Origin of the sequence: Methylobacterium oryzisoli (genome assembly GCF_046557895.1) — a bacterium.
GTDB lineage: Bacteria > Pseudomonadota > Alphaproteobacteria > Rhizobiales > Beijerinckiaceae > Methylobacterium > Methylobacterium oryzisoli.
Genome location: NZ_JBKIBX010000003.1, coordinates 49,587 through 61,786 on the forward strand (window position 1 = coordinate 49,587; position 12,200 = coordinate 61,786).

The window sequence follows — 12,200 nt, forward strand, 5'->3', positions numbered from 1 at the left end:
CAGGCTGGCCTCGACGAGTCGCAGAGGCTGGCCACGCGATGGATAGGAGTCCCGACCGGCTCGGCGCGCACGCCTCGCTCGGCCTCCACAAGCGCCTGCACGAGCAGGCGTTCCGCCTCGCCCGGATGGGCGCCTGGGAATGCGACCTCGCGGACGAGCGGCTGATCTGGACGGACGGCGTCTACGACCTCTTCGGGCTGCCCGTCGGCGCTCCCCTGCGGCGCGGGGCGATCGTCGACCTCTACGCCGAGGAATCCCGCCGCGAGATGGAGGCGATGCGGGCCGCAGCCCTCCGCACCGGGCAGGGCTTCGTGCTCGATTCCGAGATCCGCACCCCGCGGGGCGAGGGCCGCTGGATCCGGATCGCCGCCGAGGTCGCCTGCGAGCAGGGCAGGGCGGTGCGCCTGTTCGGCTACAAGCAGGACGTGACCGCCGAGCGCGCCGCCTGGGCACGCCTGCGCCAGCGCGCGGAGCACGACTCGCTCACCGGCTTGGCGAACCGCGGCGTCTTCGAGGCCCGCTATCGCGACCTGACCACCGGCAGCCTCGGCGTCTCCGCCCTCGTCCTGCTCGACCTCGACCACTTCAAGGCGATCAACGACGGGCTCGGGCATGCTGCCGGGGATGCCTGCCTGCGCGAGGCGGCGCGGCGGCTGACGCGCACCTTCCCGGACGCCGTCCTGATCGCCCGGATCGGCGGCGACGAGTTCGCCGTGCTGCTGCCCGCCTCTCTCGACCCGGCGCAGGTCGCCCGACGGCTGGCGCAGGCCTCCCGCGCGCTCGACCGGCCGCTCGCCTGGGCCGGCCGCGGCCTGCGCGTGAGCGCCTCGGTCGGCGCGACGCTGGTGCGGCGGCCCGGCGGCCCGGCGCCCGACCTCTTCGCCGAGGCCGACGCGGCGCTCTACGCCGCCAAGGCCGCGGGACGGAACACCGTGCGGATCTTCGACCCGGCAACGCAGACCGCGCGGGTCACGACGCGCGCGCGGACGGTTCATGCCGCGGACCGCGCCGGGACCATGGCGGACCAAGGCAAGCTGCGGACCGGCTGAGCGGAAGAGCCCGGACCATCCCGCTCCCTCGCCGTCCGCATCAAGACCCATGGCACCGGCCAGGCTTCGCCCCCGGCGCGGGCGCCGCTATGGTCGCGCCCGACGCGAGGGACCCATCCGCCATGCCGCCGAACCCGGCCGTCCGGAAAGCTGCTCCGGCCTCGACACCGCGGCTGCGCCGTGCGGGCCTGCGAGCCCGATCGACATGGGGACGCACGGCGTGATCGGCCCCATCCTCCTCGCGCTCGTCCCGATCGCCCTCCTGATCGGCCTCGGCGCGGCCCTGCGCCGGGCGGCCTTCGTGGCGGAGGCTTTCTGGCCGCAGGCCGAGCGGCTCGGCTACTACGTGCTCCTGCCGGCCCTGTTCATCCACGGGCTCGGAACGGCGCGGCTCGACGGGGTGCCGGTGGCCGCCCTCGCGGTCGTGCTGGTGGCCTCGACCCTGGCGGTCGCGGCGATCCTGCTGGCGGCCCGCCCGCTCCTCGGCTTCGACGGCGCCGCCTTCACCTCGGTCTTCCAGGGCGGCGTGCGCTTCAACAACTACGTCGGCGTCTCGGCCGCGGCCGGGCTGTTCGGGGCGCAGGGCATCGCGCTCGCGGCGGTCGCCAACGCGGCCATCGTGCCGACCGTGAACGTGCTCTGCGTGCTGGTCTTCGCGCGATTCGGCGCCGGGGGACGGCTCACCGGACGCGCGGTCCTGCGTCAGCTCGCGCTCAATCCCCTGCTGGTGGGCTGCGCCATCGGCATCGGCCTGCAGGCGGCCGGGATCGGGCTCCCGCCGGGGATCGAGCCCATGCTCAAGGCGCTCGGCCAAGCCTCGCTGCCCCTCGGCCTGCTCTGCGTGGGCGCGGCCCTCGATTTCGGCGCGGCGCGCAGCTGGGCGCGCCCGGTCGCCGTGGCCTCGGCGGCGAAGTTCGTGCTCATGCCGGTGGCGACCCTGCTGGCCTGTCGCGCGCTCGGCCTGCAGGGGCCTGCCGCCGCGACGGCGCTGCTGTTTCAGGCGCTGCCGACCGCCTCCTCGTCCTACATCCTGGCGCGCCAGCTCGGCGGGGACGCCCCCCTGATGGCCGGGATCACGGCGGCCCAGACGGTGCTGGCCGGCGCCGCCATCCCGATCGTCCTGTTGGGCCTCCTCGGCCTCGCCGCCTGATCCGCGCTCACCGCCCCATCAGCGCCTCGACATGCGCGGCGACCGAGCGCGACAGCCCGTCGAGGTCGTAGCCGCCCTCCAGCACCGACACGACGCGCCCGCCCGCGTGCCGGTCGGCCAGTTCCATCAGCCGGCGCGTCGCCCAGCCGAAATCGGCCTCCGTCAGCTGGAGGTTGGCGAGCGGGTCGCGCCAATGCGCGTCGAAGCCCGCCGAGATCAGGATCAGGTCGGGCGCGAAGGCGTCGATGCGCGGCAGGACGCCGTGCTCGAACGCCTCGCGAAAACGCTCGCCGTCGTCGCCGGGGCGCAGGGGCACGTTGACGATGGTGTCGTGGTCGCCCCGCTCCGAGGTCGCGCCGGTGCCGGGATAGAGCGGCATCTGGTGCGTGGAGCAGTACAGGACGCTGCGATCGTCCCAGAAGATGTCCTGCGAGCCATTGCCGTGGTGCACGTCCCAGTCGACGAGGGCGACGCGCGCGGCGCCGTGCGCCTTCTGGGCGTGGCGCGCCGCGATCGCCGCGCTGTTGAACACGCAGAAGCCCATCGCCCGGGTGCGCTCGGCGTGGTGGCCGGGCGGGCGCATGGCCGAGAAGGCGTTGGCGACGCGCCCCGTCATCACCTCGTCGACCGCGTGCATGGCCCCGCCGACCGCGCGCAGCACCGCCTCCAGGGTCCCGGGCGACATCACCGTGTCCCCGTCGATCGCCACCATGCCCTCGCGCGGGGCGGCCTCGGCGATCGCGTCCACGAAGGCCTGCGGATGGGCGAGCGCGGCCGCGGCGAGCTCCGCCCGCGGCGCCTGCTCGCGCACGAGGGGGGAGAAGCGCTCGTCCTCCAGCGCCCGCTCGATGGCGCGGATGCGGTCGGGCCGCTCGGGATGCCCGGTCGGCGTGGCGTGGTCGAGGGAGGCGGGGTGGCAGAGATACAGCGTCGTCATGCGCGGTCCTTGGCCCGGCATGGGGCCGGCCTCTCGTGATCGTGCGCCACGGTGGCAGGAGGCTGACACGGACGCAACACGTGCGCGCTTTCACGCCGCGGATGTCCCGCCGTGTCTTCGCGGCGGTCCGGCCAAGCTCTACAGGTTAGGGATTGAGCAACCACGAGTCGGTTGACTTCGGGCTCCGAGTGGAAACCCTTCGATGCCTCGCCCCCTGATCGCGCTCGCGGCCGCCCTCGTGCTCGCGGGCTGCAGCTACAAGTCCCTGCCGGACCCGGCCCTGTCCGCGCAGGACGCCGCCTGGATGGCGATGGTACCGGACGCGGAAGCCGACCCGCGCTTCGCCCGCTACCTGATCGACGACCCGACCGGCGAGGCGCCCGGCACCATCGTGGTCCAGACGAAGGAGCGCCAGCTCTACTACGTGCTGCCCGAGCGCAAGGCGGTCCGCTACGGCGTGACGGTGGGCGACGAGGCCTATGGCTGGACCGGCACCGCCCGGGTCTTCCGCAAGGCGTCGTGGCCGGACTGGAATCCTCCGCCCGAGATGGTCCGGCGCTGGCCGCACGTGCACGCGATGAAGGGCGGCCCCGCCAACCCGCTCGGCGCCCGCGCGCTCTACCTCGCGGACGGCAACAAGGACACGCTCTACCGCATCCACGGCACCAACGAGCCGGAGCGGATCGGGCAGGCGGCCTCCTCGGGCTGCATCCGCATGCGCAACATCGACGTCGTCGACCTCTTCAACCGCGTGCCCGTGGACGCGAAGGTCATCGTGCGCTGAAACCGTTTCGCAACGCTGCCTCCTTGCTCAAGCTTAACCTGAACGCCGATTCAGATTTCGGCGTTAACCGCCGACGGGAACATCGCCTCGCATAGTCGTCCTCAGACAGGGACAAGCACCGGCACCAAAAAAGCCGGGGAGGCACGACAGATGATCCAGGCTTCGCTGCAAGACTTCTGCAACCGTATGGTCGCCAAGGGCGCGATCGGACGCGACGACGTGAACGAGCTGGCGCGCGAGATCCTGCCCGAGGGGCTGGCCTGCCGCGACGAGGCCGACATGCTGCTCGGCCTCGACCGGGCGGTGCGGGCGGCCGACCCGTCCTTCGCGGATCTCTTGACCGCCATGCTGGTCGACTTCGCGGTGTGGGGCGAGCGCCCGACCGGCCGCATCGACGCCGAGATCGCCCACTGGCTCGCCGGCTCGCTGAGCGTCGGCGGCGGTCCGACCCCGCTCGGGATGCGGATCGCCCGCGAGGTGATCCGCGAGGCGGAATCGAGCCACGAGACGCTGCTGGCCTGCGCCCTCGGCGGCACCGGCGGCGCGATCCTCCTGGCGCCGGTCCGCCGCCTCGCGGCCTGACCGGCCCCGCGCCGGCGCCCGCCGACGCCGGGGACCGCGCCCCGCCCGAAAACGCCGAGCCCCACCCGTTGGTCAGCTTGCCGAACCGCGCGCAAGTGCTTTAACGGGATCAAAGCTTGAGTTTTGAACCCGACTGGACCCGGAGTGCCGGCGGCCCGCCCGCCGGCGCCTGCCGCCGTCCCGGTCCGGAGAGTGGGCGCGGCATCCGATGTTCGACAAGATCCTGATCGCAAACCGGGGCGAGATCGCCTGCCGCATCATCAAGACGGCGCGCCGGATGGGGATCAAGACGGTGGCGGTCTATTCGGATGCGGATCGCGATGCCGTGCACGTGGCGATGGCGGACGAGGCCGTGCATATCGGCCCGGCGCCCGCCGCCCAGTCCTACCTCGTGATCGAGAAGATCATCGAGGCCTGCCGGAAGACCGGCGCGCAGGCCGTGCATCCGGGCTACGGCTTCCTCTCCGAGCGCGAGGCCTTCCCGAAGGCGCTCGCCGAGGCCGGCATCGTGTTCATCGGCCCCAACCCCGGCGCCATCGCGGCGATGGGCGACAAGATCGAATCGAAGAAGGCGGCCTCCGCCGCCGAGGTCTCGACCGTGCCGGGCTTCCTCGGCGTGATCGAGAGCCCCGAGCAGGCCGTCTCGATCGCCGACGAGATCGGCTATCCCGTCATGATCAAGGCCTCCGCCGGCGGCGGCGGCAAGGGCATGCGCATCGCGCATTCCGCCGCCGAGGTGGCGGAAGGCTTCGCGCGCGCCCGCTCCGAGGCGGCCTCGTCCTTCGGCGACGACCGGGTCTTCGTGGAAAAGTTCATCACCGACCCGCGCCACATCGAGATCCAGGTCATCGGCGACAAGCACGGCAACGTGATCTACCTGGGCGAGCGCGAGTGCTCGATCCAGCGCCGCAACCAGAAGGTCATCGAGGAGGCGCCGAGCCCGCTCCTCGACGAGGCGACCCGCCGGAAGATGGGCGAGCAGGCCGTCGCTCTCGCGAAGGCCGTGAACTACGATTCCGCCGGCACCGTCGAGTTCGTCGCCGGCCAGGACAAGTCCTTCTACTTCCTGGAGATGAACACCCGGCTCCAGGTCGAGCACCCGGTCACCGAGATGATCACCGGCCTCGACCTCGTGGAGCTGATGATCCGGGTGGCGGCGGGCGAGCCGCTGCCGCTCACCCAGGACGAGGTGAGGCTCGACGGCTGGGCGGTCGAGAGCCGGGTCTACGCCGAGGACCCGACCCGCAACTTCCTGCCCTCGATCGGCCGGCTCACGACCTACCGCCCGCCGGCCGAGGGCGCGCAGGGCAGCGCGACCGTGCGCAACGACACCGGCGTGGAGGAGGGGAGCGAGATCGCGATCCACTACGACCCGATGATCGCCAAGCTCGTCACCTGGGCGCCGACCCGCGAGGAGGCGATCACCGCGCAGGGCGAGGCGCTCGACGCCTTCGCGATCGACGGCATCCGCCACAACATCCCGTTCCTCGCGGCCCTGATGGCGCATCCGCGCTGGCGGGAGGGCCGCCTCTCCACCGGCTTCATCGCGGAGGAATTCCCGAGCGGCTTCGAGGCGCCGGTGCCGGCGGGCGAGGTGGCGCGCCGGATGGCGGCGGTGGCCGCCGCGATCGACCATCGGCTCAACGAGCGCAAGCGCGGCATCTCCGGCCAGATGCGCGACCCGAAATACCTGCGCTTCGAGCGCGAGCGCGTGGTGTGGCTGGGCGACCAGCGCTTCGAGGCGACGGTCGAGACCATCGCGGCCGGCCACGGGCCGGCGACCGGCCATGGGCCGGCGGATGGCCACGGGCCAGCGGACGGGATCGCCGTGACCTTCGCGGACGGCACTGCCTGGACGGTGGAGAGCGCGTGGCGCCCGGGCGAACCGGTCTGGACCGGCACCGTCGGGGGCGCCCGGGCGGCGATCCAAGTGCGCGGCCTCCTCAACGGCGTCTTCCTGCAGCACGCGGGCGCCGCCGCCGAGGCGCGGGTCTACACACGGCGCGAGGCGGACCTCGCTGCCCTGATGCCGGTCAAGGAGGCGAGCGGGTCGGGCAAGCAGCTGCTCTGCCCGATGCCGGGCCTCGTGAAGAGCATCATGGTGTCGCCCGGCCAGGAGGTGAAGGCGGGCGAGCCGCTAGCGATCGTCGAGGCCATGAAGATGGAGAACGTGCTGCGCGCCGAGCGCGACGGCACGGTGCAGACCATCCAGGCCAAGGAGGGCGACAGCCTCGCGGTGGACGCGGTGATCCTCGAATTCGCCTGACGCGGTGCCGCTCTACTTCGCGTACGGCTCCAACATGGACCGGGCCGCGATGGCCCGGCGCTGCCCGGCCTCGCGCGCCTGCGGCATCGGCCGCCTCCACCGCCACCGTTTCGTGATCATGCGGGAGGGCTACGCCTCGGTGGTGCGCGATCCCGCCGCCACCGTGTGGGGACTGGTCTGGGACCTCGCGCTGTCCGACGTGCCGGCGCTGGACCGCTACGAGGGCGTGGCGGGTGGCCTCTACGTGAAGGCGCAGCAGCCCGTGGTGACGCCCGAGGGGGTGCGCCGCGCGCTCGTCTATCTCGGGCGCAGCCAGGGCGGCACGCCGCGGCCGGGCTACCTCCAGGGCGTGATCGCGGCGGGGCGCGAGGCCGGGCTGCCGGAGGCGTATCTGCGCGGGCTCTCGGGGTTGCTGCGCTGACGCCGCGAACGGCTTACGGCACAGCGACCGGCCCGATCCGTCATGCGTCGTGCGTGTCGGCTAGGCCGAAGCGGACGCTGGTCCCGCCAGCGTGGCAGTACCAACCAAGCCATCCTCACGCGGACATCATATCGGCAAAAACAAAATCCATATTGGATTCCTTCTTCGTTACTAATTTCCGTTCACTATCGGTCTTTCAGGCCATTGATAGCGGCGCCATTCCCATAATATAATTCTATTGTTTTGAGCCAATAAGCTCCATGATTTGACAATAACGATCGAGATCCGCTCATACAGTCATTCACAGCGCAATTCTTCAGAGCGGCGCGTGCCATTGCTCAAGATCATGTGGTGATGACACTGCCATCGAAAGCAATCTCCGCCGCATAAATCTCTTCTGCTTCGCAACCTTATGCATCCGGTCTCGTTGACGGCAGGAGTTGCGTAGCCCGGAGTTCCCGCAGCATCCATCGTGGGAGTGCTTCCATGCTCGCTCGGCTTCTCGGCGCCACGCTCGCCGCCGCTCTGATGATGCTGTTCGCCACGGCCGCATTCGCGCAACGCCGTCTGGCCTACGTGGTTGGAAACAACCGCTACGACCACGTACCCCTGCTGCGCAATGCCGAGAAAGACGCCGACAGCATTGCGTCGCTCTTGCGGCAGGTCGGCTTCGATGAAGTGATACCCGAGAGAAATCTATCCTATGCGGCTCTGAACGACGGCCTGCGGTCGTTCTCCAGCAAAATCTCCGAAGGCGACACCGCGCTGTTCTTCTTTGCGGGGCATGGCTATAACGACGGCGCGCAGAATCTTCTGATGCCGACGGACATACAGAGGTTCAGCCGGGATCAGGTGAGAGGAATCCGGAACCAATCGCTGTCGGTGGAACGGGTGATCAACACCCTTCAGAGCCGGGGGGCGCGGTTCGCCATCGTCATCATCGATACTTGCCGGAGAAATCCCTTCGAAGCGTCGAACGGCTTCGATGGATCGTTGCAGATCATCATCCGGGCACCGCTGCCGATCCCGTCGGGCGTGCGGACCGAATCCTTCGAGTTCTACGCAGCCGGACCGCAACAGCAGGCCCTCGACCGGCTGGGCGAGGACGACCCGGTGCCGAACTCGGTCTTCACGCGAGTCCTTCTGAAGCATCTCGTCGCTCCCCCGCGCCCGTTGGAGCAGATCGCCAAGAACGTGCGGGCCGAGGTGCAGCGTCTCGTCAGCCAGGGCGATCCGCGCCGTGTGCAGACGCCGGTCTACGTGAACAACATCACCGACGATTTCTTCCTGACTCCGCCGGCCCCACAGGGAGGCCGGACGCAGCCGCCCGGACCCCGCAGAATCCCCCCGACGGGAGCGGAGGCGGCCCAGCAGTGCGACCGCCTCGCCGCCGCGCCCGACGACGAGCAAAGGCCGCGGGATCTGCCGGGCGTGCGCCGCGAGTTCATCGACGCGGTCCCGGCCATCGAGGCGTGCGAGACCGGACTGCGCACCGCCCCCGGCAACGTCCGCCTCCAGTTCCAGCTCGCGCGCGCCTACTGGGCGAACATGGAGGAGGATAAGGCGCGCGCCGCCTTCGAGGCGGCGGCGCAAGGAGGCTACGCCGCGGCGGAGACGGCCCTGGTCGAGATGGTGTATCGCGAGAACGCCGACGGCGAGCAGGATTACTCCGAGGAGGCCGCCGGCCATCTGCGCCGGGCGATGTCGCGCAATGCCCGCGCCGAAACCTTCCTCGGCCTCATGACGATCAGGGGGCAGGCTCCCCCCTACTACCCCTCGGGATCGGATCTCGCCTACGACGCGGGCATCCGTCATCTTCGCCGCGCCTACGGCCGCCAGGATCCGGAGGCCGCGTTCTGGCTCGGCATCATGTCCTACCGGGGCCGTGGCGGAATGCCGAAGGACTACCGGTTGGCCGAGAGGTATTTCAAGACCGCGGCGGAGACGGGGCACCGTCGGGCCATCCTTCATCTCGGGAGTCTCTACCGTGACTGGACCAACGCCCCGGAACACCTGACGACGGCGAAGCGATACTGGGAGATGGCGGCGCGGCTCGGCAGCGGTCAGGCGACCGAGAATCTCGCGCAGTATTACGAGTTGGGCTGGGGCGGCGCGCCCGACCGGCAGAAGGCGTGCGAGCTGTACGAGAAGGCCGGGGAAATGGGCTACGCGACGAGCTGGGCGAAGTTCGTCGCGCAGTGCCCGGCCTTCGCGCGGCAGCGCAGGACCGACCTGATGCCGCTCGGCGGCAGGAGCGCCGGCGCGCTCGCCCCCGACGGGCTGGTCCGATGACGGGCGGACGGCTCCCGGCGCATGGCTGCCGTCCTCGCGTCGTCACCAGCGCACGTCGCCGTCCGACATGGCCTCGAATGCGACTGTGGCGGCAAGCGAGCGATCCCGCAGGTCGGCGATGCGCGACATCGCCTCGAGCGTTCGCGCATCATGCCGGGCGCACCGCGTCTTGAGCATCTGCAGGGCCCCGACCAGCCGGACCTCATCCGAGGCCGGCTCGGATGCTCCCTCGGCGAAACGCACGGCAACGTCCATCAGCAGCCGCCCGCTCTCCTGATAGAGGCCGATCCGGTCGATCCGGTCGCGGTCGTGCGCGGTTATGGTCAGTTCGGCGCTGCGTCCGGTCACGGCCTTCGCCGACAGGATCGGTCCGGTCTTGCCGCGGAGCTCGACCCGGCCGACCGGCATGTTCTGCCAGATGATGGTGATGCGGGTGCGGTCGGCGGCAAGGATCTGAACGGCCGGACGGATGACCGGTCCGGCATCGGCCGGCTGCTGGCACGCGGCTGCGCTCGTCCGCGCCTTTGAATCCAGCTCCTCGTGCGAACCGCGCGCCAGCGTACTGCGGACATGCGTGAGACGCGAGCGCTCGAAGAGTTGCAGGACCCAGTCCGGAAGGCGCAGCGAGCTGCCGCTCTGGCTCATCCGCCGCGGCGCGACCCTGAAGACACTCCCGTCGTCGGGAAGATAGAAGGGCCGGTCGCGACCGGGCCGCTTGATGGAGATGCGCGGCCGGCCATCGACGATCTCGACCACGTCGCCTTCGTGGAGGAGCTGGCCCGGCTCGATCTCTCGCACGCTTTGGCCGTCGCGGCGCACGATGGCGCGGCCACCCAGCGCCTTGCTGTACTCGGCAATGTAGGCGTCCGCCCGGAGGATGTCGGCACTGTCCGGCGGCCCGCTCTGGGAAGCGGCGGGCTGCGTTCCGAGCAGGCCCGGAATGAGGATCGCCAGCACGGCTCGGCATGCGCGCCGGCCGCAGGTCCGGGCGGCATGCTCCGGTGACCCGGCTGCCGTGGGTCGAAGTCCTTCTTCGTTCGACCGTCCGGACGGGGCACCGGACCGACGTCCGCCGCAACGGATGCCGGTCCGGCGCAGGCGAGGGATTCTCCGGTCGCGATCCGGCCCGACGCGATCGGGCATGGCTCTGAGCAAACCCGTCACCTGCTGCGTGCTCCCCATTTGCCTCTGATCCACTTGAGCTTGATCCACTTGATCCTGATCCAGCCATGGACGGCTTCGAGGATCCGATCCACCACCCCATGGATGAGGTCGAGAACCCATTTCGCAGCCTTGGCGAAGCCTTCGAGAGAGACTGCGAAGATCGGCGTTAGAATATCCGGAGGGGGCACCCCGTCGCCAATCTTCGGCACAGAATGACCGACCTTCCAATACAGCAACACCATGAAGATCACGGCGATGCCTCCAACGAAGACGATCGCGATCATCGATCTCAGGCAGAAGGCACGCGGCCATGAGGCGCCCGGCAACCGGTGCGACAACGCTCCGATCGGGCACCAGATGAGGAAGAACATCAACGAGGCGAGCACGATGAGAACGAATTCGTTCCACAGCTCGGCGGCGAGGGTCGGATGCAGGGCCACCGGAAAGCTCAGGAAGGCACGGACGGCGTTGAGGACCACCTCCGCGCCGGCCAGCGTCCCGATCGGCGTGGTGTGGACGTCCCCGGCGCTGAGAGCAGAGGTTCCGATCACGATGACGGCCTTGTCGAAGAAGCGCGCGACGCTCCTGGACTGGCTCGTCAACTGCTCGACGTCGCCGACCGGGATCCGCAGATACGCGGCCTGCTCGATGTCATCATCCCAGGAGCTCGCGATCGCGTTCGGACCCGCCCCCGATGCGTTGCGCGGATAGGCGAGCGAACGCAGCGTGAAGAGCAGTTGCGGAACTTGCGTCCCGGACGCACCCGCTGTGTCTGGCGTGAGCGCCGAAAGACAGATGAGGCGGTTCTCGAAGCCGTAGCGGCTGCGCGGGGCATGCCCGTCCGCGTGGTCGCTGCAATCGGTCGCTCTCCCATCGAGGAGACCGGCCATGAACCGGTCGAGGCCATCGCGCCCCTCGGCCGCCGCGATGGCGGCGGCGGCGGCTACCGTCGGCTTGAGGACCCGCATGCCGCCATCGGCCGGGCGCGCGACGATGGCCGGAGCGTAGCGGCGCAAGACGTCATCCCCGTCCTCCGCCTCGATGAAGGTCTGGGCCATGGCCGCGTAGGCGTTCTCCCGCAGGAGACCTGCCTTGACCGGGTCTTCCCGGGCGTCGAACCAGATCGTGCGCGGCTCCTGTGCGAGACGGCCGGACAGCGCGTAGATCACCGACGTGCCGCGGCTCTCGATGGCCGTGCGCCCGGGCTCCGGCCAATCCGGTGCGGTTCTCCGATCGACGAGCGCCGCGTCCAGAACGATGGCGGCGGGCTGGGCACCACCGCTCAGCGCGAGCGCCAGAACCTCATGCACGAGTTCCGGCTGGGCGGGATGCCCGGTCCGGCAACGTTCGATTGCATTCCTCGGCGTGAAATACGTCTCGCAGGCACTCTGCTGGATATCCAGAAAGATCAGGCGAGGCTCAGGCGCACCGGATCGCGTCATCCGGCGCCGAGGCGCATAGATGTCGGCATAAAGACCCATTCCCTTGTCGATCCCGAGGCGCCTCATTGCCTCGAACGGCCCGGAAACGTAGGGGATTTTTGATGCAACTATAA

10 protein-coding genes are annotated in these 12,200 nt (G+C 70.1%); 7 read left to right on the forward strand and 3 right to left on the reverse strand.

Translation table 11 applies throughout. The features are described from left to right. Positions 1-38 precede the first annotated feature (38 nt). Together ACKUB9_RS04340 and ACKUB9_RS04345 are read left to right on the forward strand one after the other, a co-directional pair. Positions 39-1,049, forward strand: a complete 1,011-nt coding sequence (locus ACKUB9_RS04340; RefSeq protein ID WP_407519856.1) for a diguanylate cyclase domain-containing protein — start codon at positions 39-41, stop codon at positions 1,047-1,049. A gap of 220 nt (positions 1,050-1,269) precedes the next feature. After that, complete coding sequence (locus ACKUB9_RS04345) at positions 1,270-2,199, forward strand: AEC family transporter (protein WP_407519857.1); 930 nt, start codon at positions 1,270-1,272, stop codon at positions 2,197-2,199. 7 nt (positions 2,200-2,206) lie between these two features. Here ACKUB9_RS04345 and ACKUB9_RS04350 read toward each other — a convergent pair whose 3' ends face one another. Further along, complete coding sequence (locus ACKUB9_RS04350) at positions 2,207-3,136, reverse strand: histone deacetylase family protein (protein ID WP_407519858.1); 930 nt, start codon at positions 3,134-3,136, stop codon at positions 2,207-2,209. A 202-nt stretch (positions 3,137-3,338) separates the two neighbouring features. On the opposite strand from ACKUB9_RS04350, the gene ACKUB9_RS04355 reads away from it, so the two are divergent. The 5 genes from ACKUB9_RS04355 to ACKUB9_RS04375 all read left to right on the forward strand — a co-directional run bounded on the left by ACKUB9_RS04355 (position 3,339) and on the right by ACKUB9_RS04375 (position 9,481). Continuing rightward, positions 3,339-3,920, forward strand: coding sequence for a L,D-transpeptidase (locus ACKUB9_RS04355; protein ID WP_407519859.1), 582 nt, complete (start codon positions 3,339-3,341; stop codon positions 3,918-3,920). Between the two features lie 150 nt (positions 3,921-4,070). Beyond that, positions 4,071-4,502, forward strand: a complete 432-nt coding sequence (locus ACKUB9_RS04360) for a hypothetical protein (protein ID WP_407519860.1) — start codon at positions 4,071-4,073, stop codon at positions 4,500-4,502. 208 nt (positions 4,503-4,710) lie between these two features. Next, positions 4,711-6,768 (forward strand): acetyl-CoA carboxylase biotin carboxylase subunit, encoded by a 2,058-nt coding sequence (locus tag ACKUB9_RS04365; protein WP_407519862.1) that lies wholly within the window; start codon positions 4,711-4,713, stop codon positions 6,766-6,768. Positions 6,769-6,772: 4 nt separating this feature from the next. Beyond that, positions 6,773-7,189 (forward strand): gamma-glutamylcyclotransferase family protein, encoded by a 417-nt coding sequence (locus ACKUB9_RS04370; protein WP_407519863.1) that lies wholly within the window; start codon positions 6,773-6,775, stop codon positions 7,187-7,189. A gap of 486 nt (positions 7,190-7,675) precedes the next feature. After that, positions 7,676-9,481 (forward strand): caspase family protein, encoded by a 1,806-nt coding sequence (locus ACKUB9_RS04375; protein WP_407519864.1) that lies wholly within the window; start codon positions 7,676-7,678, stop codon positions 9,479-9,481. 42 nt (positions 9,482-9,523) lie between these two features. Here ACKUB9_RS04375 and ACKUB9_RS04380 read toward each other — a convergent pair whose 3' ends face one another. Together ACKUB9_RS04380 and ACKUB9_RS04385 are read right to left on the reverse strand one after the other, a co-directional pair. Continuing rightward, entirely contained in the window at positions 9,524-10,438 is a 915-nt protein-coding gene (locus ACKUB9_RS04380; RefSeq protein ID WP_407519865.1) for a hypothetical protein, read from the reverse strand. Between the two features lie 203 nt (positions 10,439-10,641). Next, positions 10,642-12,126: a CHASE2 domain-containing protein gene (locus tag ACKUB9_RS04385; RefSeq protein WP_407519866.1), complete on the reverse strand. Its 1,485-nt coding sequence runs from the start codon at positions 12,124-12,126 to the stop codon at positions 10,642-10,644. Positions 12,127-12,200 lie beyond the last annotated feature (74 nt).